The sequence below is a fragment of the Psychrobacter sp. NPDC078929 genome (assembly GCF_050267985.1).
Classification (GTDB): domain Bacteria; phylum Pseudomonadota; class Gammaproteobacteria; order Pseudomonadales; family Moraxellaceae; genus Psychrobacter.
Genome location: NZ_JBNNFX010000003.1, coordinates 190,037 through 213,217, shown reverse-complemented (window position 1 = coordinate 213,217; position 23,181 = coordinate 190,037). Strand labels below are relative to the sequence as shown.

Below are 23,181 nucleotides of genomic sequence, written 5' to 3'. Positions count from 1 at the left end.
CAGCCAGCAAAAATACAATTGATAGGAAATTTTATGCAAGCTTATAACACCCAAACAGGTATCGTTTGCCCGTTAGATCGCGCAAACGTCGATACCGACCAAATTATCGCAAAACAGTTTTTAAAGTCTATTAAACGTACAGGTTTTGGCGTAAATCTATTTGACGATTGGCGCTATCTTGACGAAGGCTATCCTGGTCAAGACAACAGCACACGAGTCATCAATCCAGATTTTGTATTAAACAAACCACGTTATCAAGGTGCTACTATCTTACTAGCACGTAGAAACTTTGGCTGTGGCTCTAGTCGTGAGCACGCACCTTGGGCGTTATCAGAGTATGGTTTCCGTACGGTAATTGCCCCGAGTTTTGCAGATATATTTTACAATAACTGTTTCAAAAATGGCATGTTGCCGATTGTATTAGATGAAGCGATTGTAGATACGTTAATGAAGGCGACTTTTGATAACGAAGGTTATGAGTTGACCGCAGATCTTGAGCGTCAAGTCGTTATCACACCAACTGGTGAAGAGTATGCTTTTGAAGTAGATGCCTTTCGTAAACATTGCTTGTTAAACGGACTGGATGATATTGGTATAACCTTACAACAAAGTGATGCTATCAAAGATTATGAGCAACAAATGATGCAAAAAACACCGTGGATATTCAACGACGTAAGAGCGTAGAGGGTCATTCTATAATCTACTGCTAATAAAATATGAGTAGTCGCAAAGCAGCGTTGAGTTATGGCGGTGAACTGTCTAAAATGAAGAATAGTTTTTCACTACATTTTATTATCTCTCTTGAATAGTAGCCGCCATTATGAATACAAAACGTTATGCTCTATGGACAAGTACCATTGTTGCTGCAAGCTTATTATTGTCAGGCTGTCAGCTATTGACGGGCTATCAAAAAATAAATGAGGCAGAGAGTGCCGAGGCATGGGTAGGTAAAATTAAACCTATTGCTGGTGAAGTAAATATTGCCTGTGTGGGTACATATCATTGCGAAATTGTGCAGATAGATAAAACACTCATTATCGCGCCCAACAGTCACGAGCCAATCAATCCTCAGATTATGACAGCCTTACCACGTCAAGAAGGTATGGCAAAAACATCGATAAATATGGATATGACACCACTCGTCAATAAAAATGCCATAAAAGTTGTGCCGTTAGCGCCTTCGAGTATGCCAGGATTGACCAACTACTATGCACGGGTCATGCCTGCCAAACACGAGGTACATGTTAATTTTTATCCAGAAAATAACATGGGCTATGTTGAGCGTTTTGCGATGATTCATGATTTTACTGAAGCGGGTACCTATCAGTTACGTGCTTATCAAAAGAAGAGCAGCGAAAAATCAGGCAGTCTATTGGACACAGCATCACCTGAGCCTTTATGTATTGAGCTATTGCAAGGCACTAAAGTACAGCGCCGATTCTGCAAGCAACTAGACGCTGAGCATCAAGGCGAGTTTGTAGAGACTGGCATGACCAAAGCAGTAACATCAGCACCCAAAGCCAAAAAAATGGCAGCATAAAATATGAGTATAAAAAGCTCAAAAATATAACCAACCAATAAAAACATTCCAAAAGGATCAGTATGGCAACGATTTTAACATTAGCGGGTGATGGTATTGGCCCTGAAATCATGACCCAAGCCATTGACGTGCTCAAAGCTGTCAATGATAAATTTTCACTTGATTTAACGCTTGAGTCCGGATTGATTGGCGGTGTAGCTATTGATGCAACTGGTGAGCCTTTGCCAGATGAGACATTGGCCCGTGCTCGCGCCGCAGATGCCGTATTGCTAGGTGCAGTTGGTGGTCCTAAATGGGATGCAATCGAGCGTAGTAAACGCCCTGAGCGCGGTCTATTGAAAATCCGCGGTGAGCTTGGTTTATTTGCCAACCTACGCGTAGCCAAGCTCTATCCACAGTTGGCTAATGCCTCAAGTATCAAACCTGAAATTATCTCAGGCTTAGATCTATTGATCGTTCGTGAACTGACAGGCGGTATCTATTTCGGTGAGCCTCGTGGTATTCGCACACTAGAAAACGGCGAGCAACAAGGCTATAACACGATGGTGTATAGTACAAGTGAGATTCAGCGTATTGGTAAAGTTGCCTTTGAATTGGCAAAAACGCGTGCGCAAGCAGCGGGCACAGCAGCTAAGGTATGTTCAGTTGATAAAGCCAATGTATTAGAAGTCACCGAGCTGTGGAAACAGACGATGATCGAAGTGCAACAAGCTGACTATAGCGATGTGGCGTTATCACATATGTATGCCGACAATGCTTGCATGCAGTTGATTAAAGATCCTAAGCAGTTCGATGTCATGGTGACGGGAAATATGTTTGGCGATATCCTATCTGATGAAGCTGCAATGTTGACAGGCTCTATCGGTATGTTGCCATCAGCGAGCTTAGATGAGTCAGGTAAGGGTATGTATGAGCCGTGTCATGGTTCTGCGCCTGACATCGCAGGACAAGATAAAGCCAACCCATTAGCGACTATCTTATCTGTTGCTATGATGCTGCGTTATACCTTTAAACAGGAAGATGCGGCACAAGCAATTGAACAGGCAGTTAGTGATGTGCTTGATGATGGTCTACGTACGTTAGATATTTTAGATAGCAGCGAAGCTGGACTTAAGCAGGTAGGCTGTAAGGAAATGGGTCAGGCGGTCTTGGCCAAACTGATATAAGTTAATTTGCGTTTAAAGGCTATTCCTATATAGCATTTTCTGCAAGCTCATTTTGCATGTTATATACCCATAAGCTATTAAGTGGCTTATGGGTTTTTTATCGTTTATCGTTTACCGTTTATCTATTAGCAAAGCTTATTTATAAGCGCCTTATTAACAGAGACGCTGTACAACAAAGCTCCTTTTAACACAAAGCTGTTATATGCTCACAAGGTAATATGACAATATTGATGACTCGTAAAAGACTTAAAATCTTTTGCTTTTAGCAGAAGCATAAGAGTAAACGTAAGATTAACGAAATCAAGTTATATAGAATTTAAAGACTGTAGTATTTGAAAACTGAAAATAAAAATAGAATTTATTAAATGAGGAGTGTTACATGTATCAACTAACAAGAATCAGTAAAGCATTGACAGTGCTTAGTCTCTCTAGCTTACTACTGATGGGACAAAGCATTGCAGCAGAGACAACGGATAGTGTGAACGCAAATAATAGCGTTAAGGCTCCGGCAGAAGTCAGTCCAGTGACTAATGGCGTAAGTCAAAAGTTAACAGGAGATAGTAAAGCCGCGATTTCATTGAATAAGCTACTACCTACGATTAAATACACAACTGAGAACCTATCTGACAATGCAAAAAAGATAAACAATGTCACTTGGACGGCAGATGCAGATATTGATCGTAATATAGGAACGAAGCTGCAGGCTCTATTAAACTGGCATCACAATGGAGTAGGGCCTGTCGATGGCTACTGGGGCAAAAATACTCGCAAAGCCATGCAGGCATTTCAAAAAGCAAATGGCTTAGACGTAACCGATACGTTAAACGCTGAGACGTGGCAAGCGCTGACCAAGAATGAGAAGCTTACGGCTCAACCAGTACTAGTCAGTTATCAGCTTACTGAAGCAGACGTGAATGTCAAAACCACAACCATACCTGCTGATTCTGTTGCCAAATCCAAGCTTGAGGGAATGTACTACGAAAGCATTACTGAGGCGTTGGCAGAGAAGTTTCATATTAGTGAAAAGTACTTAAAATCGCTTAATCCTGATGCCAGTTTTACTGCCGGTGAAATCATTACGGTATACAACCCTGGTAATCCTAATACCAAGCCTGTGCATCGCGTTGTCGCTGATAAAGCCACTGAAACACTTTACGCTTATGATGAGAACAATAATTTGATCGCTAGCTATCCGACGACAGTGGGCAGTACAGCGACACCATCACCAACAGGTACTCATACTGTCAAGGTAAAGGTGCACGAGCCCAACTACACTTATACGGCCAATGATGGTAGCAAGTCTATCATTCCACCAGGTCCTAACAATCCAGTTGGCTCGGTATGGATTGGACTTAGTAAACCAACTTATGGCATTCACGGATCGCCAGATCCTGCTCGTATCAGTCGTCAGGCATCAGCAGGCTGTGTGCGTTTGACCAATTGGGACGCGCTTAGTTTGCTAGGAGTCATAAAAAACGGCGCAACTGTCGAGTTTAGTTAGACACGGCAGTACTAAATCATAAAAAATGGACAAAAAAATACCGCTAAAATCTAGCGGTATTTTTTGTGGTAAGTATAAACAGTCAATACTAAATAACTAAAATATTGATAGGCAATAATGAGCAGATTAGCATTTTCATTATTATTATCAGTTTCACTACCCAAGCGTCATATCAGCTATCAGCGATAACGTAGCTATTCAGTTATTAGCTGTATCTTACCAATGCTAATACTTTCATAACCATATTGGTCAGTCAGTATTTAGTTTTTACCACGGTAGGTGATACGGCCTTTAGATAGGTCATAAGGTGTCATTTCAACTTTAACCTTATCACCTGTCAAGATACGAATATAATGCTTACGCATCTTACCAGAGATATGCGCGATGATTTCGTGCCCGTTTTCTAAACGAACTTTGAACAAAGTATTAGGAAGGGTATCAATGACTTCGCCTTCAAATTCAATAATATCGTCTTTTGCCATAATTTGTATCAATCAATTAAAAAATAAGCCCATATTATACGTAAGTTAGCGGATTAAAGCAATACGAACCTGCTTTTGACTTGACAGCATGTAAGTGATATGTATGCCAAATGATATTGATTTAATCAGGTAGATTTAACCAGACAGGCGTTAATGGCGCATCTGGCAATAAACTTTGGAAACGTTCAGGATAATAGGCATTGATAAAATACAATCCATCACCTGAAGCCGTAGGTGGTGCAATCGTTCGATCCTTTTTATGCAAAATATTCAAAAAGTCTGCTGGCTCTAGCTCATGTCTACCAATGGCATACAATGTACCCATCAAATTGCGAACCATGTGATGTAAAAACCCATCTGCTTGTATATCAAAAACGATAAATTGGCCATGAGCAAAAAGGTTGGCATGGCTAACCGTGCGCACTGGCTGATTGGACTGACAGGCCGCAGCACGGTAACTGCTAAAATCATGTGTACCGACGATATCAGCTGCTGCTTGCTGCATGGCTCCCAAATCAAGCGGATCGTAGATATGAGTTACTTGGTGATTTAGTATCGCAGGGCGCTGTGCTTGGTTGAGCGTAATATAACGATAGCGACGAGCAATAGCACCAAAACGCGCATGAAAGTCAACTGGCATGGGTTGTATCCAGCGTAAAGCAATATCATCAGGGAGTAGGCTGTTCACACCGCGTAACCAGTTATGAGTAGGGCGATACGCATGAGTTGTAAAATGGGCAATCATATTACTCGCATGGACGCTGGCATCAGTACGCCCAGCTGCGATGACTTCTACAGGCTCGTTAGCCACTTTGCCGATAGCTGTCTCTAAGGCTTCTTGTACACCCAAAACCTCTCGTTGCCGTTGCCAGCCATGATAATGCGTTCCTAAGAACTCAATGGCAATCGCTAAAGTATAGGTTGGTTCAGTTTCGATAATTTCAGTCTCAGACATTAGGGTTTCTAAACTTATAAAATTGGAATTAATTTAAAGTCGCTTATCGCTTTTTGATGCTAGTGCTGGTTTGATTGACATTATTCAACCAACGCTGTCTGCGTCTGGCAGGACTGTCATAGCGAAGTAGCAACCATAGTAATCGGGCATAAATAGCAGGTGTGGTCAAACGTCCACCAGCAATGACATGATGCTCGTACTGCCAACTACCTGCCGCATAGCTATCGCTGACGCCACCAAACGGACATTGACTGGCTGATATCACCATATGTCCACGCTCATGAGCAAGGGTCAGTGTCTCTGCTAGTGCAGCTGAGTAAGGGATGTTACCGGCGCCAAATCCCAATAGAATGATGCCACATGGTGGCTGCGACAATAAAGCTTGTAGCTGGTTGTTTATCATCGAAACATCGTTAGGTAGGCAGTATAGAGCATGAACACTCGCGTTTTCAGCGCGTGCTTTAATAATGGACAGCAAGTCTTGTTGGTCATCAAGCCAATGTTGCCTACGCGTGTCAGGTAGATTTTTTATATAGCTATTGGCTGGATAAGCGGCGCGAGAATGACCAGTAAATGCCATCAGATCATGGCTGTGAATTTTTTGTACCGTTTGAGCAGGCCATGATTCACCCCCAAAACTAATCTTCACACCTGATTCGCCAGCAGCGGCTAGTTTTAATGAGTTGTTGAGATTGCCCCAAGCATCGCTATGTTCGTCGATGTTATAGGAATGCAATATTTCACTGTCTAATAATGGGCGCATACTTGCGGTCAGAACAATACAAATATCACTACCTGCAAACGCTTCTGCTAAAAATGCGCCTAAGTAACTCAACGTATCCGTGCCAGTGATGAGTACAAAGCGTCTATCACCTTTGGTATAAGCATTTAGTAGTAGTTGATAGAAATGCGTAAAATCACTAGGGGTAAGTTGGCTGCTGTCTTTGATCAGGGTGTTTTCTAACCATGAGACTGTCGGTAAGTTACTCGTACTGTCTTGTGCAGATAAAAGCTTTTGTAGGGTAGGCAAAAACACTTCTGCTGATAGTGGCGCTAAAGGTCTGCCGTAGCTACCAAAGGTACCACCAGCATAAATCAGTTGAATAGGATCGGGTAGATTTTTGAGCATAACAGAAGATGGCATAGTATCAACACAGTAAACAATTATGGAAGAAAAGAGGCGCTAGAGGATTGAGCAACGATGGCTGAAGGGTTCAATAATAGATAGTATTAGAGTTAAATGCAAAAAAAATCAGCAAACATTCCGTGATTAGGAAGTACTTGCTGATAAGAGACTAGACTATTAACTACGCAGTACGTTCAAGTAATAGCTGTGCTTGCTGTTTCTGCTCACTGGTACCTTGAGCTATCACCTCATTGAGTAGACGCTTTGCACTGTCATATTCACCCAGTTGCAGATATTGATCTGCCAAGTCTAACGTCACTTGATTACTGTCTAACGACTTTACAAAATCAAAATCTGCTGCGAACCGTGATGAGAAGTCTTCTGCTGATTCAGTCTCTTGAGGCGTGATAGAAGTGTCACTCTCAACTGGCGCAGCTGTAGAGACTGGAGTATTGGTCGACGGAGTGTCAAATAGAGAATCAGCATCGTCAATATTAAAATCATCGTCTATCAGTGTATTGTCGTCAAATCTCAATGGTGCAGCAGGTGCGGTATTCGATTCTTCAACATCGCTAACATCATTAACCTCGATATCATCATTGAGTAATGGTTCCTCAAGATTAATATTTGCAAAGTTGTCTTCTTCAAGGGTCATACTCTCAGAAGCATTACTTCCAAAATCAGTATTTTCCAGAATGAAATTGTCAAAATCACTGTCGTTTTCAGTCGTAGATAGGTCGTCATTGGAGACAGTACTGATATCATCTGATGCATCTAGACTGCCCAAAGATAAAGCAAAGTCATCTTCACCGTTTTGGATAGTATCAATAGAGTGTTGTTCTGAATTCGTAGATACGTCATTAGGAACGATATTGTCTTTGTCTGTATCGGCTGCTAAATCATCGAAATCTAAGATAAAATCTTCTTCTAGTGCGGCTTTCTCATTGTCATCATATGAGAGGTTAGTGTCTATAGATGATTCATTCGAAGTATCATTAAATGAATCAAAGTCAAACTCAAAGTCACTAAGATCGTTATCTTTGTTATTACTAATATTATCGTTAGCGGAGCTCTCTAAAACGTCGTTATTTACATTGTCCAATGGTGTGACAGGCGTTTCACTTGTCGTATTAGGCGCATCGAAATCATTCTCTAGATCGCTGAGAGTCAGATCAAAGCTATCATTCGGATTTTCGGTAATAGAACTAACATTGTCGACTTTATCTGATAACTCTAAGCTGTCGATAGAATCATTTATTGCAATCTCATTTAGTGCAGTATCGTTATTACTTTCTTCAATTGGCTGATGAGCTACTGCATTAGTACTATCATTCTGACTAATAGGTAAATCGAAGTCGATAGCGACAAAATCGTCTTTGGTATTGTCTGTGGCTAGCGTTTGCACAGCGGCAGGTTCTAATTCCTCAAAAGATAGACTTCTTATCTCGTCTGCTTGAGCGATAGTCTGACTATCGTTATGAGCTCTTATAGACTCATAAATATGGTTGAAATCTTCTGGCTGGTTTATCGTCGCGTATATGCTGAGTAGTTTAAGAGACAATGCACTGTTATGAGGTTTTTCACTTAGACCACGTTTAATGGTTTCGATCGCCTTGTCATAGCGCTGCTGATCCATAAAGCGTTGAGCAATAGTGATATGGTCAAATTTATGGCTATTGCTGACATTAGTGTGGGTAGGAGTATCATAGTCTACTTTTGGTGATGGAGTAGGCGTATCTTTTCTTGCATTAATAGGCGAAGGTGATGACGATTTCTGCGCCTTATTTTTGCGCAAGAATAAAGCAGCCACTAACAGAATAAGCGCCAATCCGGCGATGATATATAGCATATTGTCCATAGTTATTCCTACGCCTGTGATCACAATCTAATGTATGAATCAGTTAGGCAATTATTGATTGCGTAATTTTTCGAGACGAGCCTGTAGCTCAGCCAATTTTTGGTTTTGTAATTGAATTTTTTTAGTATAGCTACTAAGAGTGCTACTTGTACTTGATAATCGTTGAGCCTGTGATGCTGCCTGCTGCCGCGATGCTTTAAGTGTCTCTAATATATCTGTACTCAAACCATTCCCTGTACTTGATGCTGCTTTTGCTTGAGTGCCATCTGCATTGCCATCTCGCCCAGGCGCAAGCACAGAAAATTGTGCTTTTGATAAGGTCTGTGTTTTAGTTGTCGTGGCTTTCTCAGGGCGTTTGACCGCTTGCGTACTTATAGAAGGTTTTTTAAAAGGTCTCTGAGCTGCTTTTTGCATCGCCGCTGTATTTGCTCTACGAATATATTGTCTTTGTGTATCGATAGCCGCTTCTAAGTTTTTCTGTGATGGTATAACATCGTAACTAGGCAAAATAAGCTTAGCATCTGCTTTTAATTGATCTGCGTCTTTATTGATAAAGGCATCAGGGTTTTGTGACTGAATTTGCTTCATCACAATGGAAGTATCTAGATTATTTTCTTGCGCAATCTGTTGAGCAATAATCCATAGGCTATCGTTACGTTGTACTTGGTATTGATTGATTGTCGAGCTATCTGTTGCTCTATCATTTGAAGGTACATTATTAATAGTGCTATTAGGGGGTTTCGACGTTGCATTGCCAATAGAAGCTGCCACGACGCTAGTAGCATTTTTCTCAGTATTGCTTGCGATGATACTAGGAATCAGAGTAGGTACGGGTGAGGCGTCAGCGTCTGTTTTTTTACGACTCGGTTGTATCTGCCGTGTGACTTGAATATTTAGAGTATCGAGTGGTTTATCGATCAACACTTTATCTAAGATAGGAGTGTTTTTAACACTTGCCTTAGCGCTGTCATTGATGACAGCTTTCGTAGTTTCAGTATCGTTATTTGCATTTAAGGAACTGCTATCTAAACGGTTCGCTGAACTAAGTCCGTTATCAGTATTCTTTGCATTACTGATAGTATTTTTTATATTAGAGTCGCTATTTAAGCGCCCATTATCAAGTCGACTAGGCGCGTAAGTAAAGTTGCTAGTCTGCGAAGTAGCTGTCACTGTTGGAGCTTGTATCTTAGACACTGATCTGGAAATGAAAGAATCAACTGATGCTATGTTTGCTAGAGCTGGTTTATTTGCAGCAGCGTTAGATACCGATATTAGTGGCGGCGGTGCACCTTTTCTTACGGTTAACGGTTTTGCAGCGCTTGCAGAAACATTTGGTAAATTGAGTTTCTGAGTGCCTTTAACACTGTTCTTGGAAGCATTATTAATCGGTAGACTATCGCTTAACGGCATTAATAATGTTTTTGGTACGACATTTTGCTGCCCATTATCATTGATCGATAACACCAAATCAGCAAAAGGCTTGGACACAGGCTGTGATGTGCTGATTAATACTTGACCGCTAGTCGCTGAAGTTGCTTGAAAGCGCACCTGCATTGAATCAGTCGGCGTCAAGCCCATCTGCTGATAGATAACTGGATTGGCCAAGCTCGCTGAAAAATCAGCCGCTCGTATGTCGGTAACCACGATACTTGCGCTCAAAGGTTCATGCTGAGCTGAACTAACGACTGTCTTACCGATAGTCGCGGCTTGCGCGCTTGGAATAATAGCGGCCAAACCTACAGAATAAAGTAATGCCATCGATACCGCGCGATGTACAGGAGTCAAGCGACGAGATAAATGACAAGACATGAGCAGTCCTTTACAAAATAAGTTATCTTTGCTGTTATAACAAAGTACGGTTTAGTTTACCAGTTTATTTCACAACTGTTGCGTCCAATGCATAAATGTTTAATTAATGTTCAGCTTGTTTTCTTGTCAAGTAACATCGCATCGCCATAGCTAAAGAATCGATATTCGTTTTCAATAGCATGTTGATATGCCTGTTCAATCGATGCTTTGCCAGAAAAAGCTGATACCAACATTAGCAACGTCGATTTGGGTAAATGAAAGTTTGTTAACAGTCGATCAATGACACCGAATTTAAACCCTGGATAAATAAAAATGTCCGTGTCCCCTGACCAGCTAGAAAGTGCTTGCCCATTGATAGCTGTTTTTTGATACACCGTTTCAAGGACGCGAGTCACCGTGGTACCAATAGCAATAACCTTATTGCCATTTGCATGCGTCTGATTAATCAGCTCAGCAGTTGCTTGTGGCAGATGTGCATACTCACTGTGCATAGTATGATTGAGTAGATTGTCTGTTTTAACTGGCGCAAAGGTACCAGCGCCAACATGCAATGTCACAAAAGCAGTACTGATGCCTTTTTCCACCAGCTTATTGAGCACCAAGTCATCGAAATGCAAACTTGCTGTCGGTGCAGCGACACTTGCAAGCTTAGCGGGATCATGAAACACCGTTTGATAACGAGTATTATCAGTATCGTCAGCATGACGTTCAAAGTAAGGCGGGATAGGTAGCTCGCCGTAAAGTTCTAAATCAGGCAAAATTGGCGCATCAAAGGCTAAAATAAACAAGTTGTCCTGACGACCAATCATCGCGCCACTCATATGACTATCGGCCAGTTGAAAACGTTGACCAAGTTTCAGTGCTTTGCTGGCTTTTACATGGCAAAGGGCAATATGTCCTTGGTTGACTGATTCATTATTTGAATCTTCTAAATGCAGTGTCGTTATATCTAAGTCTGAGACAGTAACCAATCGCTCAATCAAAACCTCAAGTTTACCGCCAGTATCTTTTTGACCAAATAGGCGTGCCTTCATCACCTTTGTATCATTAAATACAATCAGGTCTCCAGCATCTAATAAATCAGGCAACTTAGAAAACAAACAGTCTTCTACAGGCGTAGCATTTGTGTCAGTGTGAGCAGGCAAGTACAAAAGTCTTGAAGCAGAACGCTGCGCTAATGGATATCGCGCAATCAAACGATCTGGTAGGTCATAGTCGTAATCTTCCACGCTTAGATAATCTAAGACGTCACTATTGTTATTGGTATTAAGCGAGGCATTAGAATCGGAAGATGCAGTGTGAGTGTTGGTCATAATCAGTCTTTAAATGGATAGAAATTTTGGCATAATTGTAGCAGAAATACTGCTATAAAAGGTTGCTTTACTAAGTAGTCAAAGTGCACAAAACATATTTGAACTACTTAAATAGCCTAAGCAATGAATTTTAACTGTCCTAATGTTTATTACGTTAGTCTTTGTTTATTTTACTCAAATAAATTTAATTGAGGCAATAGTTGGGCTGCAGGTGTCAATGACGAAAAAGTAACCCCGACTAATCGGATAGGGAGCTGGCGCGGAATATCTAAGAATAATTTGTCTAACCAGTAATGAGCAGATTCAGCACTACTAAAAGCGGTAGTCAGCGTGTGCGTACGGGTAATCTGAGTAAAGTCGGCATACTTAACCTTGAGCGTTATAGTATGAGCGATGAGATTTTTTTTGTGCAGTTGCGCGAAGGCATCCGCATTTTGTTCATAGATTTGTACACGTAACGCCGTGTCATCGTTTAGGTTTTCTCTAAAAGTAGTCTCCGAACCAACAGACTTATGCAGGCGCTCAGACTTGACAGCGCGTTCATCGCGACCATGAGCGATATCATGATAAAACTGTCCTCGCTTACCAAACTCATTAATCAATACTTCGGCTGACATACGGCGTAGATCAGCACCGTTAGTCACGCCCATCGCATGTAATCGTCTTGCCGTTGCTTTACCTATCCCATGAAATCGTTCAATAGGCAGTGTACTAATAAAAGCATCAGCGTCTTCTGGTGTGATAATAGCGGTGCCGTTAGGCTTATTGATGTCAGAGGCAATCTTGGCCAACATTTTGTTGAAGGACACGCCAGCAGAAGCAGTCAATCCTGTATGTTGCAATATTTGTGTTCTTAACCAATTGGCCATCAATGTCGCTGAGCCTTTATGTACCGTGAGACCAGTGACATCAAGATAAGCCTCATCTAGCGATAATGGCTCAACATGAGGCGTTAAGCTGTACATGATATTGCGAATATCGCTGCTAACAGCTCGATATACTTCAAAACGTGGTCTGACAAATATGACTTCTGGACAACGTTTGCGAGCCTCATAACAAGACATAGCTGAGCGCACCCCAAACTGACGTACCTCATAGCTAGCTGCTGCTACAACACCGCGACCATTTGGATCTCCACCAACAACTAATGGCTTGCCCCGTAACTCTGGGAAGTCACGTTGTTCTACACTGGCATAAAACGCATCCATATCTATATGAATGATTTTACGTGGATTGGATGCTGTAAGAGTTTTCATTATTAATATTTTACATCACTCAATACTTTTATTTCAGTATCGATTATTAAACGGTAAAGGGGTTTTTCGAATATAGAACCATAAAAATATGGCAATATGCGAATAATTCATATATCAATAATTAAATATAGTGTAAAGTTAATAGTCAGATATATATGGCGTTAAAATACTAATAAATTAAATATAGTTAACATATGTTTACTAATAGATGTTCTGTATGGTACATACCTTAAGTTTTTCAGATTTTCCATACCGCCTGTCTGAATATTATCGCCTTCCATCATGAATATTATAGTTGTATGTTACAGTTCTAATGCTATCGTTTTACAATATATTAACCACGATAATCAATAGTTATGAAAGTAATAAATGGTCTTTTATAGGAATTGTATTTACCTGATAAGACATTGTTTATAGCTCATACCAAACTTATGAATTGAGTACTGGCAAATTAACTTTCTAAAAAAATAGTAATGAGAAAGTTCAAGATAATTAAGGAGCTGATGATGAGTCATGAATTAAAAGGGAGCGATTTGACACGAGCAATGCTAGCGCGGGGTGATGAAAATATATGGTGTGCGGTGTGTGATGAAAGCGATGAACAAGCGATGATGGATCAGTGTGGTAATGATTTTACCGCTTATATTGTGTCATTTAATGATGGATATTTTTATTGTAGTGCTGGCATGCCATGGAGTTATGCGGTACCGATTAAGATAAGCGCTGTCATGCCATTTGAAGTATCGATATAAACAAGCTAGGAATTTATTAAAACACAAATATAAATAATAAGCACAAAAAAACCTCCGATAAAGGAGGCTAATTTGTACTAAATAATGGTACCAGTGGTCGGAACCATTAATATTTTGCCCTATTGTCCATAACAATCTGTAACAATCTAATATATAAGCATGAAGCCCTTATTTTAAAGGTTTTTAGAGTAAGGGCTTTTTGTTTACTGTCTAAATCGGTCTAAAGATGTTCACCTCAATCTAGTGTCATAGTGTACACTGCGATGTACACGCTAAGGCTGAGGGTACACGTTCACATGACGACCAAATCTATTACTATCAAATCTGATAGAACCATTAAGAGCATCACGCCGCCAACCAAAGGCGAAATACTTTGTAGAGTAGCTGGACATCCTAAGCTATTTCTACGCGTCAATTCCTCAGGCGCAAAGCTGTGGCTATATCGTTATACCCATCCGGTCATGAAATCTAAGCACAAGCTATCACTGGGCAGCTATCCCTCCGTTACTCTCGCTCAGGCTACCGCCATGCGCCAAGAATACGAGCAGCTATTGCAACAAGGCATTGACCCCAAAGCCCACCGTGAGCAGCAACTCAAAGACGAGCATAAAGCACTTGCCAGCACCTTTGAAAAAGTCGCGTGGCATCATTTTGAGCAGCTAAAAAACAAGCAGAAAGCTACTACCTTGAAGCGCAAGCATGGGCGTTATGAGTTGTTATGTTCATATTTAGGCGATACACCTATCGGAGATATTGAGCCGCTGCAAATGCTTGAAGTATTAAGAGATATTCAAGCCAATTCACTAAAAGATGATGGTACACCAACCGATAAAGCGGATAGGTGTGCTGTGATTGCTAGCGATATATTTAATCATGCAATCGTACACGGCTATGCTACCAATGACCCCGCAAGACTTGTTAAGCCAATGCTTGATGGTTATAAATACGGTCATCGTCCCTCTATTACCACGCCTGCCGAGTTTGGGCAGCTGATGCGTGATGTTGAGACACTAAAAGGTGCTGTTCACGACACTGTCTTTCACTCTATCAAATTGCTTGCACTGCTATTTATCCGTAATGGTGACTTGCGCCGCCTGCGCTGGTCGGATGTTAACCTTGATACGGCGCAGATTGATTTACAACCGATGAAAGGACACGGAGCCAGCAAGCTACGCATGGTAAAAGAGATGATTGTGCCTCTATCGCGGCAAGCGGTTGAGATACTAAAAGCGCAGCAAGCTATCACTGGTCACACTGATAATGTCTTTTATAGTGATACAGCAACCAAGAACGACATCATCAGCGAGAACGCCGCCAATGACGCGCTAAAGTCGTTAGGGTATCAAGGCACACACTGCGCCCACGGTTTTAGGGCATCTGCTAGAACCATGCTCAGGCACAAGCTCAAGTATGATAAGGATGTGATTGAGATGGCGCTGGGGCATATCACCAAAGACCCCAACGGCACGGCGTATGATAGGTGGGAGTTTGTAGAGGAGAGAACGGCAATGATGCAGCACTGGGCGGATTATATTGATAAGTTAAAAACTGGTGAGAGTGATAATGTGATAAAAATGCCGAGAAAGTTAGCAAGTAATCAATAAGTTAATAGATATGAGCTATTTTTTACAAAAAATCTTATTCTTGTTGTCGTTTCTGTCTAACCCTTGAGTTATCGACCTTTGCTGATAAATGGTAATAACAAGTCGTTTTATCCACATAAATTTAGAATAAAATCAAGCCTAGCATTTTCAAAAATTTCCCGCTAAATTAGGATATTATTGTATAACGCAGTCTATCCTCAAGATGAGGAAGAGTTGAGACAATAAAAGAGAATAGAAGAATAGAGTGGAGCAGATAAGTCGCTTGATAAGTTTGGCGACCTAGAGAGCGACTTACCGCCCACCTATTTTATGAGAGCCAACATAAGGAGATAAGACCATGACATAACCAACCAAACAGCAAGAGAGAGGATAGAAATATCAGGGCTTTATTTATGCTGGTATTACTAAATACTTTGTACCTATAACTAGGTACTCAGTACATCATATACTAGCAGCGCTATTAATTTTAGCAACTGCTAAATATACCCCTCAGGTAGCTATTCCCTCTCTTAAATACGTTAAACACCTTGTGTAATCTAACGTACGTCAAGTTACAAAAAATATTAGTTTACTTATATTCTGCCTCAATCTTACCGAGGCAGAACAGATTTTTTATGACTTTTTTTGTGGCTCAGGCGTTATTTATAAAAATTTTAAGAGGGTACATCCCATGTCAGATAAAAATATTGATACCAGCTACATCCTACCGCCGCAAGGCTTATCCCGTGCAAAGGACATTTTGCCGCTACTGCCATTCGGTCGCGCCAGCCTTTGGAAGTTTATTAAAACTGGCACGTTCCCCCAGCCAGTCCGCATAACAAACGGTATCACAGCATGGCGCAATAAAGACGTGATTGAGTGGCTTGAAGCTCAGACCGCCGCCAATGATGGGGAGGGCGCGTAATGAGCCAATCACACGACACCTTGCCGCCGCGCCTTGTGGCAGCTGATAGCCACCAAATCGAGTATATTAACGACTGTGTTCAGGACGTAGCAAACGACTGTGAAAGCCTTGCTTATGCGCTGAACATGATTGAAACCCATGACCCAGCGTCACAGGGCATCGTGGTTGCCGTTCGCACCGCGCTACTGGCTAATCATGAGTACGCCGCCGACATTAGCATCATGCTAAGCGAGCTTGTATTACTACCACAAGTGGAGGTATCAAGCGATGCATGATGACCATACCAAACCACAGACCACACCCCAAAACACACACCACAGCGCCGCTACTGCGCCATCATCACGTTCTTTTACAAGGCGTGTGCTGGTACCAGTGCTTGCGCTGATTGCCTTGTTTTTGATGCTGATTATGCCATCTTGCCAGCCAATGCCGCTTGTTATTGCGATGACAGACGACACCGCGCAGGCGATGGCACAGGAGGGCACGTAATGAGCCACTTTATCCGTAATCACTTATCAAGCCTCAAGCAGCAATCACAATCAGCACAGACAGCGCAACCAAACACCAAAGCCGCTAAGCGCGGCAAGGTCAACAAGTCGCGGCTGCCCAATCCGAGCGACTTTTACCGTCAATTTAATATTGAAATCAAAGGCGGTCGCGGTTGGCAGATGGTCAAGTGTCCCTTTCATGATGACAAGCACGCTTCAATGGGCGTAAGCCGAGAGCATGGCGGCTATAAATGCCACGCTTGCGGCGCTACTGGCGACCGTATCGGATTTTATATGCAATGGCATAGCGTTAGTTTTATAGACGCTTGTCGCTCATTACAGCTGATTGAGGGGGCATGATGATAGATAATACAAAAACTATTGAAGCGGCTAAAGCATACGCCGCACAAGTTACCCAATCTCAAAAAGATAAGGGATTTACTGCTACTCACTTGCATATCTACACTGATAAGGACGGCGCTTGTCTTTACTTCAAACCGAGGTTAAAGAACCTTAATACTGGTGATAAGTACATTCGTTCTATCAGTCAAGATAGTAGCAGTAAGTGGCAAATGCGTGACCCTGACTTTGAGCGCGTTTATCCTGAGGGCGGCGGCAAAAAGCCGCTTTACTTACTTCACGACCTAGCGCGTGATGCTTCATCAATGGTCTATATTTTTGAGGGTGAGCAAAAAGCCGAGCTTGCCCAATCACTGGGGCTTATCGCCACCACATCGGGCGGTAGCACTCAGATTGATAAATACCACTGGGAGGTGCTGGCAGGTCGCAGCGTGTGCTTGTGGGCTGATAATGATGATGCTGGCGCGAAGTGGCTTACCGCGCTGTATCAGACGCTAAGCCAGCTTGATTGTGATGTTCAGGTTATAGATATTGATAATCTAGGACTGCCTGAGAAAGGCGATATTGTGGACTGGGTGGCAATACAGCGGCAAGCTAAGCCTGATATGACAAACGATGATTTAGTCGATGCAATAAAAAAGCTGCCCACCATGTCTAGTGAGCAGCTCTCAATCTTAACTGATGACATAGCCGAGCCATCAAGCTTTATTTTACCACAAGATGGCGAGCAAGTAACGCCGCAGCTGGCGCAAAGTGTTATTGAGCAGCTCGCAGCATTGAACGAGCTTGAATATCAGCTAAAACGCGGCGAGGCTGCCAAAGCTTTAAATAATATGCCAGTAGGCACACTTGATAAGCTGGTCAAAGAGACACGCGCAGCGCTCGATGTTGAGCAGACCAAAAGCCTTGTTATCGACACAGAGCCGTATCAGAGGGCAGTCGATGGCGCAGCGGCTGCCGATGAAATATATGGCATCATCAATCAGCACATCGCTTGCACCGATGCGGTCGCAATCGCCACGACCTTATGGATATTTTTCACATGGGTAGTCGAGGCAAGCCATATTGCGCCGATTGCATGGATTAACGCCCCTGAAAAACGCTGTGGCAAGTCGCAGTTATTAACGCTCATTAGCCTTATGAGTAAGCGCAGTCTGCCCACATCAAACATCACGGCGGCGGCGCTCTTTCGCTGTGTTGAGAAATACAACCCTACGCTTGTGATTGATGAAGTCGATACTTTTATTAAAGATAACGAGGACTTGCGCGGCATCTTGAACGCAGGCTATAGCCGTGACAATCCTTATATCATTCGCTGTTCAGGTGATGACAACGAACCAAAAGAGTTTTTTGTTTATGGCGCAAAGGCGTTATCAGGTATTGGCAAAATACCCTCAACCATCATGGACAGGTCAATCAGCCTCACGCTACGCCGCAAGCACAATCACGAGCGCCGCGACCGTGTGCGTGACTTATCACGTGACACCACAGACACCATCAAGGCAAAGCTGGCAAGGTGGAGTGATGACAATATAGCAGCGGTCAAAGATACCAAAGTGATGTTACCTGAGAGCATCAATGACCGGATGCAAGACAACTGGGAGATACTGCTTAAGATTGCCCAGCTGCTAGGTGAGGACTGGCTCAATCGCGCTCATAAAGCGTGTATTGATATATCAGGCATCGAGCATGACGAGCCGAGCCTTAACGAGCAGCTGCTTATAGATATTAAGCAAATCTTTGAGCGCAAAAAGGCAACGCGCATATTCAGTGAGGATTTACTCACCGCGTTATGCTCTGACCCTGAAATGAACTGGGCAACCTACAACCGAGGTCAGCCTATCAAACAGCGTCAACTTGCCAACCGCTTAAAAGAATACAAAATATCGTCAAAATCAATTCGTATCGGTCAAGATAATAGAAAAGGTTATGATATTGCCGATTTTAAAGACACATTCAAGCGCTACATTCCTGACACCCCTATTCTAAGCGTCACAACGTCACAAACCAGTGATAGCAAGGGCTACAGAGAAAAACTAAGCGTCACAACATCTGATAGTGTGACGGATAGAAATCAGCTACAGACCTTACAGGGCGGGACTTGTGACGCTGTGACGGATAGAAACCCCTTATCTGATGATACCAGCACGTGTAACACTAAAAACGCGCCAAACGATACAAAAAATTATGTAACACATAGCACCCCAGTTGTAACGGATAAAATCGTTCGGGGGTGCTTATGAATGCCATCGACATCATCAATCAATTAGAGCAGCAAGGCGTAAATTTGTGGGCAGATGATGACGGCTTGCATTATGAGGGCAACGAGAGCGCCATTACCGCAAACATCATTGATATTTTAAAGACCAACAAGCAAGCGCTGATAGAGGCGCTCAGTCTGCCAGCTGCCAATGACGAGCCGCTGCCCACGCGCTGGCTTGTCGCGCTATCTATCATTGATGATATGATTGCAGAGAAGCGAAGTCAGCTACTATATGCTAAAGCACCAGTAAGCATACAACGGCGTGACTGGCGCAAACGGTATCAGATGGCGCTATCACTCAATGACTGGGAGACGGAACGACTAGAGCAAGACCTCAGAGCTAATCACTGGGTATATTTCAATAATATGTTTGAGACTGTGGAACGTACTTCACCAAACTTTGAGATAGCAGCTGATGCATTTATTGAGTGGGCAGAAACTAAAGGTATAAGAGGGCGGTTTTTAATAATACCGACTGGCATAGTCAATCATGGCAGGATTAGAGAGTTACCAGCTGATACAGTTAGGGGGCTAGATGAATATATGCTCAATCATTAAGTAGTTAGTTGTTTATTAAAGGCAGGCGTTCGCGTCTGCCTTTTTTTGTGCCTGATGTTAAGGTTAAAATCAGCAAAGTGTTATAATATAACAAAATTACCTAATGATTTAGATAACTCTGAGCGTCAATCATGCCAGCATTAGCCACTACTCACAGTCTAAACGACTACTTAAAACTACCAATCTCACGTTATCGTGAGCAGCTTAAACAGGGTAGCGCTAAATATATCGAAGTCAGCTACACCCACCGCAGCAAGCCCTATCAATATTCTATTCAGCTAACAAAATCAGCTTGTCACTATGGCGGCTATCGTTACTGGTGGCTATGCCCTAAATGCTCGCAGCGTGTCAGTGTTTTATATTGCGCTGGCGTGTATGTATGCCGTCATTGCATTGGTGCTAATTATCACTCACAGCTACAGCAACCCATTGATAGATTATTCAGTCGTGCTGATGCAATTAGACAGCGTTTAGGTTGGCAAAGTGGTGTTGCTCATGGCATAGGTGAACGACCTAAAGGAATGCACCACAGCACGTATGAAAGGCTAGTGAATGAGCATGAGCGAGTGACGGCTAAGATATGGCAGCAAACACTCGATAAACTCGGTTGCACCAGTTGAGGCTAAGCAATGAAAATACCTGATTTAAACGACCTGATAGCAGACTTGCAGACAGCAAAGCAGATAGCGATTGATGACCGCAATCCGAACGCCATAGTTACTGCTACAGTCGCACAAGCTAAATTGCTTGGCATGGATAACATGAGGGACGTAACGCCGCATAACGGTCAGCCAGTCGTTTTTAATATCGCAGGTGTATCACCAGAGCCATTAACGCCTGAAGTGGCACTGGCAATCAGTAAGCGATTAGATGAGGAGTATTAAACCATGAGCAGATTGACGCTTGATGACTTACTCGACCAGTTAGAACAGGCTAGGCAAATGGCAATAGAGGAGCGCAAGCCTACCGCTATGATACAAGCGACTGCTACTATGGCAAAGCTGACAGGACTTGATAAGCCAGTGATTAAAGATATTCATGCTGATGACGTGCAGACCATTAGCGAGCTGATGAATGAACTGTCATCTGAGCAAGCAGCGATAACCTATAAAAATATTATGGGGTAAAGAATGAAACTGAGCATTGATGACCTGATGACAGAATTAGACGATGCTAGATTGACCGCCAAAGATAACGGACAAGCGTCTGCTATGGTTGCAGCCACAATGAGCAAAGCAAAGCTGCTAGGGCTAGATAAGGGCGTTACTGATGATAACGAGGTGCAGCCAGTCAGTGTGATAGTGAATGTCAAAGACGCTCGCAAACCTGACAGGATGTGTTAGTTTTCGGACATCTTAGAACCTTACAAAACCTGATATGTAGATGCACAGAAACGCATTAAAAACGCACGCATTTAAGCGCATTTATTGAGCGCGTGCAGTGATTAGCAATTCAACCCCATGCAAACAAAAAGCAATAGCTAAACTTTTAATTTCGCGTGCGTAAAAATATTCATATGGCTGCGGTCACCGCTTGCAAAGTCCTGAACAATTACACCGCCCTACCGTGTTGAGAAATGTTGAAACAGCAAACAGTGAAAATAATTACAAAATAATAGTAAGCGAGGCAGTCAGTCCACTATTGGGCGTATCAAATCGTGATTGATGGCTGGCATGACTAAGCAATTTTCTACAGACATAAAAAAGCCCCCAACTAAGGAGGCTGATTTATCAAGTTAAGTGCGAAATCTTATCAGAGTGTACACTGTGATGTACACGCTAAAAGGCAATCAGAGATTAATCTTTTAGCTATCAAGCACTTAGCTTGAAGTATTGGTACCAGTGGTCGGACTCGAACCGACACGCTTTATAGGCAACGGATTTTGAATCCGTCATGTCTACCAATTCCATCACACTGGCATGTTAGGTGATAAAGTCTATTGTGCGAAACCTTATCGAATTGGGCTACAGTGTTCTCTGTATAGGCTGCGTATTATAGCAGCCTATTTTTTAGCGTCAAGAATTATTTATAATAATTGTGCTTTTAATCACATTAATCTTAACCGACAAAGGCGCGCTCAACCGCATAGTCCGCTTGCACGCCCATGCGTGGCGACACAGTGAGACCAAAACCATCTAAAATCTCAGAGACTTCCGCATTGAATGGCATGCTGCCACAGATCATGACACGGTCATCGTCTTTATTCATCGGTGGCAAACCAATATCTTCAAAAAGTTTGCCTGATTTCATTAAGTCGGTAACACGGCCTTGATTTCTAAATTCTTCGCGAGTAACCGTTGGATAGTAGATAAACTTCTCGCGGAACCATTCGCCAAAGATTTCATCGTTGGGTAGCTCATTTTCGAACATGTCACGATACGCCAAATCATCTGCATAACGAACGCCATGCACCAAGATGATTTTATCAAAGCGCTCATAAACCTCAGGGTCACGTGCCAAGGCCAAAAATGGCGCAAGCCCCGTACCAGTGGACAACATATAAAGGTGTTTACCGGGTAGTAGATCGTCTAAGACTAGCGTGCCGGTGGGCTTTTTGCTGACCAATAGCTCATCGCCGACTTTGATATGTTGTAGGCGTGAGGTCAAAGGGCCGTCTTGAACCTTGATAGAAAAGAACTCTAGATGGTCTTCATAGTTAGGGCTAGCAATCGAATAAGCGCGTAGCAGTGGTCTGCCATCGACAGCGAGACCAATCATCGCAAACTCGCCATTGCGAAAGCGTAAGCCATCGTCACGTGTGGTTTTGATGCTAAATAAGGCATCATTCCAATGATGAACCTCTGTAACCGTTTCGGTGCGAAGTTTTGACATAAAGTCCTCGTTAATAAGTCGCTATTTTTATCGTTAAGTGTAAATGAGTATGAAATTAGAATTTTCAATGATAGCTGTTGGACGCTAACCATATATAAGCGGGTAATTATTATTAAAATATTAAAATGACTATAAATGCTCATGCTTTGAAATATTTTTTAGCCAAAAACCAATAATATTGTGAATGTATGAAGCAAGTTACAAAGCATTTTTTTTACATTTATACAAGGAATCGTAGGCTAGTCATAAGGTTTTTGTCCTCATAAGCACTATAGGTATTGTATGAATGCAAGCCATTCTCAATAAATTTCACGCTCATAATACCAAACTTTAAAATAAAAATCTGTCTAGCAGCCACGATGTACCATGATAAAATGGAATATCGTTAGTGAGTAATTTTGTATGCTTGAGCCA

At 42.3% G+C, this 23,181-nt stretch carries 24 protein-coding genes and 1 tRNA gene; 16 read left to right on the top strand and 9 right to left on the bottom strand.

The annotated features are described in order from the left end of the window. Positions 1-33 precede the first annotated feature (33 nt). The 4 genes from leuD to ACQKCG_RS03225 all read left to right on the top strand — a co-directional run bounded on the left by leuD (position 34) and on the right by ACQKCG_RS03225 (position 4,207). Positions 34-684, top strand: a complete 651-nt coding sequence (gene leuD / locus ACQKCG_RS03240; protein WP_424510179.1) for a 3-isopropylmalate dehydratase small subunit — start codon at positions 34-36, stop codon at positions 682-684. 136 nt (positions 685-820) lie between these two features. Then, positions 821-1,540: a hypothetical protein gene (locus tag ACQKCG_RS03235; RefSeq protein ID WP_427585116.1), complete on the top strand. Its 720-nt coding sequence runs from the start codon at positions 821-823 to the stop codon at positions 1,538-1,540. Between the two features lie 62 nt (positions 1,541-1,602). Then, positions 1,603-2,706, top strand: a complete 1,104-nt coding sequence (gene leuB / locus ACQKCG_RS03230; RefSeq protein WP_427585115.1) for a 3-isopropylmalate dehydrogenase — start codon at positions 1,603-1,605, stop codon at positions 2,704-2,706. Between the two features lie 379 nt (positions 2,707-3,085). After that, the gene (locus tag ACQKCG_RS03225; RefSeq protein ID WP_427585113.1) at positions 3,086-4,207 is read left to right on the top strand and encodes a L,D-transpeptidase family protein; all 1,122 of its coding nucleotides are present in this window, start codon (positions 3,086-3,088) and stop codon (positions 4,205-4,207) included. Between the two features lie 260 nt (positions 4,208-4,467). Here the strand turns inward: ACQKCG_RS03225 and infA are convergent, their stop codons facing one another. The 7 genes from infA to dinB all read right to left on the bottom strand — a co-directional run bounded on the left by infA (position 4,468) and on the right by dinB (position 13,006). Next, complete coding sequence (infA, locus tag ACQKCG_RS03220) at positions 4,468-4,689, bottom strand: translation initiation factor IF-1 (protein ID WP_021814850.1); 222 nt, start codon at positions 4,687-4,689, stop codon at positions 4,468-4,470. 121 nt (positions 4,690-4,810) lie between these two features. Then, positions 4,811-5,644: a tRNA pseudouridine(38-40) synthase TruA gene (gene truA / locus ACQKCG_RS03215; RefSeq protein ID WP_427585112.1), complete on the bottom strand. Its 834-nt coding sequence runs from the start codon at positions 5,642-5,644 to the stop codon at positions 4,811-4,813. A gap of 43 nt (positions 5,645-5,687) precedes the next feature. Then, the gene (locus tag ACQKCG_RS03210; protein WP_427585110.1) at positions 5,688-6,788 is read right to left on the bottom strand and encodes an asparaginase; all 1,101 of its coding nucleotides are present in this window, start codon (positions 6,786-6,788) and stop codon (positions 5,688-5,690) included. Between the two features lie 163 nt (positions 6,789-6,951). Beyond that, the gene (locus ACQKCG_RS03205; RefSeq protein ID WP_427585108.1) at positions 6,952-8,628 is read right to left on the bottom strand and encodes a FimV/HubP family polar landmark protein; all 1,677 of its coding nucleotides are present in this window, start codon (positions 8,626-8,628) and stop codon (positions 6,952-6,954) included. 51 nt (positions 8,629-8,679) lie between these two features. Next, the gene (locus ACQKCG_RS03200; protein WP_102094919.1) at positions 8,680-10,437 is read right to left on the bottom strand and encodes a type IV pilus assembly protein FimV; all 1,758 of its coding nucleotides are present in this window, start codon (positions 10,435-10,437) and stop codon (positions 8,680-8,682) included. A gap of 110 nt (positions 10,438-10,547) precedes the next feature. After that, entirely contained in the window at positions 10,548-11,750 is a 1,203-nt protein-coding gene (queA, locus tag ACQKCG_RS03195) for a tRNA preQ1(34) S-adenosylmethionine ribosyltransferase-isomerase QueA (protein WP_102094918.1), read from the bottom strand. A 170-nt stretch (positions 11,751-11,920) separates the two neighbouring features. Then, positions 11,921-13,006, bottom strand: a complete 1,086-nt coding sequence (dinB, locus tag ACQKCG_RS03190) for a DNA polymerase IV (protein WP_102094917.1) — start codon at positions 13,004-13,006, stop codon at positions 11,921-11,923. 506 nt (positions 13,007-13,512) lie between these two features. On the opposite strand from dinB, the gene ACQKCG_RS03185 reads away from it, so the two are divergent. From ACQKCG_RS03185 to ACQKCG_RS03130, 12 genes are all read left to right on the top strand, one after another. Next, entirely contained in the window at positions 13,513-13,758 is a 246-nt protein-coding gene (locus tag ACQKCG_RS03185) for a hypothetical protein (RefSeq protein WP_057759343.1), read from the top strand. 296 nt (positions 13,759-14,054) lie between these two features. Continuing rightward, on the top strand, positions 14,055-15,362 hold the full coding sequence (locus ACQKCG_RS03180) for a tyrosine-type recombinase/integrase (RefSeq protein WP_427585107.1): 1,308 nt from the start codon (positions 14,055-14,057) through the stop codon (positions 15,360-15,362). Positions 15,363-16,032: 670 nt separating this feature from the next. Then, positions 16,033-16,266 carry a helix-turn-helix transcriptional regulator gene (locus tag ACQKCG_RS03175; RefSeq protein WP_427585106.1) on the top strand — a complete coding sequence of 78 codons (234 nt, stop codon included), beginning with the start codon at positions 16,033-16,035 and terminating at the stop codon, positions 16,264-16,266. Further along, positions 16,266-16,541 (top strand): hypothetical protein, encoded by a 276-nt coding sequence (locus tag ACQKCG_RS03170; protein ID WP_427585104.1) that lies wholly within the window; start codon positions 16,266-16,268, stop codon positions 16,539-16,541. Before ACQKCG_RS03175 ends, ACQKCG_RS03170 begins: the two co-directional genes overlap by 1 nt. Further along, the gene (locus ACQKCG_RS03165; protein WP_427585103.1) at positions 16,534-16,755 is read left to right on the top strand and encodes a hypothetical protein; all 222 of its coding nucleotides are present in this window, start codon (positions 16,534-16,536) and stop codon (positions 16,753-16,755) included. The genes ACQKCG_RS03170 and ACQKCG_RS03165 overlap by 8 nt, the downstream gene beginning before the upstream one ends. Beyond that, entirely contained in the window at positions 16,755-17,114 is a 360-nt protein-coding gene (locus tag ACQKCG_RS03160; RefSeq protein WP_427585102.1) for a CHC2 zinc finger domain-containing protein, read from the top strand. Before ACQKCG_RS03165 ends, ACQKCG_RS03160 begins: the two co-directional genes overlap by 1 nt. Beyond that, entirely contained in the window at positions 17,111-19,357 is a 2,247-nt protein-coding gene (locus tag ACQKCG_RS03155) for a DUF3631 domain-containing protein (protein WP_427585100.1), read from the top strand. Before ACQKCG_RS03160 ends, ACQKCG_RS03155 begins: the two co-directional genes overlap by 4 nt. After that, entirely contained in the window at positions 19,354-19,935 is a 582-nt protein-coding gene (locus ACQKCG_RS03150) for a hypothetical protein (protein WP_427585099.1), read from the top strand. Before ACQKCG_RS03155 ends, ACQKCG_RS03150 begins: the two co-directional genes overlap by 4 nt. Positions 19,936-20,066: 131 nt before the next feature. Then, on the top strand, positions 20,067-20,555 hold the full coding sequence (locus ACQKCG_RS03145) for a hypothetical protein (RefSeq protein ID WP_427585098.1): 489 nt from the start codon (positions 20,067-20,069) through the stop codon (positions 20,553-20,555). A 9-nt stretch (positions 20,556-20,564) separates the two neighbouring features. Next, on the top strand, positions 20,565-20,819 hold the full coding sequence (locus ACQKCG_RS03140) for a hypothetical protein (RefSeq protein WP_427585096.1): 255 nt from the start codon (positions 20,565-20,567) through the stop codon (positions 20,817-20,819). 3 nt (positions 20,820-20,822) lie between these two features. Next, positions 20,823-21,062, top strand: a complete 240-nt coding sequence (locus ACQKCG_RS03135) for a hypothetical protein (protein ID WP_427585094.1) — start codon at positions 20,823-20,825, stop codon at positions 21,060-21,062. Positions 21,063-21,065: 3 nt separating this feature from the next. Next, the gene (locus ACQKCG_RS03130; RefSeq protein ID WP_427585093.1) at positions 21,066-21,278 is read left to right on the top strand and encodes a hypothetical protein; all 213 of its coding nucleotides are present in this window, start codon (positions 21,066-21,068) and stop codon (positions 21,276-21,278) included. A gap of 490 nt (positions 21,279-21,768) precedes the next feature. On the opposite strand, the gene ACQKCG_RS03125 is transcribed toward ACQKCG_RS03130, so the two are convergent. Both ACQKCG_RS03125 and ACQKCG_RS03120 read right to left on the bottom strand, forming a co-directional pair. Next, positions 21,769-21,854, bottom strand: a tRNA-Leu gene (locus ACQKCG_RS03125). Between the two features lie 139 nt (positions 21,855-21,993). Then, complete coding sequence (locus tag ACQKCG_RS03120; RefSeq protein WP_025650828.1) at positions 21,994-22,767, bottom strand: ferredoxin--NADP reductase; 774 nt, start codon at positions 22,765-22,767, stop codon at positions 21,994-21,996. Positions 22,768-23,181: the final 414 nt, after the last annotated feature.

Coding starts and splice junctions, on each gene's coding strand:
- ACQKCG_RS03225 (WP_427585113.1), top strand. CDS start 3,086: ATGTATCAACTAACAAGAATCAGTAAAGCATTGACAGTGCTTAGTCTC.
- ACQKCG_RS03170 (WP_427585104.1), top strand. CDS start 16,266: ATGAGCCAATCACACGACACCTTGCCGCCGCGCCTTGTGGCAGCTGAT.
- ACQKCG_RS03175 (WP_427585106.1), top strand. CDS start 16,033: ATGTCAGATAAAAATATTGATACCAGCTACATCCTACCGCCGCAAGGC.
- ACQKCG_RS03130 (WP_427585093.1), top strand. CDS start 21,066: ATGAAACTGAGCATTGATGACCTGATGACAGAATTAGACGATGCTAGA.
- dinB (WP_102094917.1), bottom strand. CDS start 13,006: ATGAAAACTCTTACAGCATCCAATCCACGTAAAATCATTCATATAGAT.
- ACQKCG_RS03160 (WP_427585102.1), top strand. CDS start 16,755: ATGAGCCACTTTATCCGTAATCACTTATCAAGCCTCAAGCAGCAATCA.
- ACQKCG_RS03185 (WP_057759343.1), top strand. CDS start 13,513: ATGAGTCATGAATTAAAAGGGAGCGATTTGACACGAGCAATGCTAGCG.
- leuB (WP_427585115.1), top strand. CDS start 1,603: ATGGCAACGATTTTAACATTAGCGGGTGATGGTATTGGCCCTGAAATC.
- leuD (WP_424510179.1), top strand. CDS start 34: ATGCAAGCTTATAACACCCAAACAGGTATCGTTTGCCCGTTAGATCGC.
- infA (WP_021814850.1), bottom strand. CDS start 4,689: ATGGCAAAAGACGATATTATTGAATTTGAAGGCGAAGTCATTGATACC.
- ACQKCG_RS03120 (WP_025650828.1), bottom strand. CDS start 22,767: ATGTCAAAACTTCGCACCGAAACGGTTACAGAGGTTCATCATTGGAAT.
- ACQKCG_RS03165 (WP_427585103.1), top strand. CDS start 16,534: ATGCATGATGACCATACCAAACCACAGACCACACCCCAAAACACACAC.
- ACQKCG_RS03155 (WP_427585100.1), top strand. CDS start 17,111: ATGATGATAGATAATACAAAAACTATTGAAGCGGCTAAAGCATACGCC.
- ACQKCG_RS03145 (WP_427585098.1), top strand. CDS start 20,067: ATGCCAGCATTAGCCACTACTCACAGTCTAAACGACTACTTAAAACTA.
- ACQKCG_RS03210 (WP_427585110.1), bottom strand. CDS start 6,788: ATGCCATCTTCTGTTATGCTCAAAAATCTACCCGATCCTATTCAACTG.
- ACQKCG_RS03140 (WP_427585096.1), top strand. CDS start 20,565: ATGAAAATACCTGATTTAAACGACCTGATAGCAGACTTGCAGACAGCA.
- ACQKCG_RS03205 (WP_427585108.1), bottom strand. CDS start 8,628: ATGGACAATATGCTATATATCATCGCCGGATTGGCGCTTATTCTGTTA.
- ACQKCG_RS03180 (WP_427585107.1), top strand. CDS start 14,055: ATGACGACCAAATCTATTACTATCAAATCTGATAGAACCATTAAGAGC.
- ACQKCG_RS03150 (WP_427585099.1), top strand. CDS start 19,354: ATGAATGCCATCGACATCATCAATCAATTAGAGCAGCAAGGCGTAAAT.
- truA (WP_427585112.1), bottom strand. CDS start 5,644: ATGTCTGAGACTGAAATTATCGAAACTGAACCAACCTATACTTTAGCG.
- ACQKCG_RS03235 (WP_427585116.1), top strand. CDS start 821: ATGAATACAAAACGTTATGCTCTATGGACAAGTACCATTGTTGCTGCA.
- ACQKCG_RS03135 (WP_427585094.1), top strand. CDS start 20,823: ATGAGCAGATTGACGCTTGATGACTTACTCGACCAGTTAGAACAGGCT.
- queA (WP_102094918.1), bottom strand. CDS start 11,750: ATGACCAACACTCACACTGCATCTTCCGATTCTAATGCCTCGCTTAAT.
- ACQKCG_RS03200 (WP_102094919.1), bottom strand. CDS start 10,437: ATGTCTTGTCATTTATCTCGTCGCTTGACTCCTGTACATCGCGCGGTA.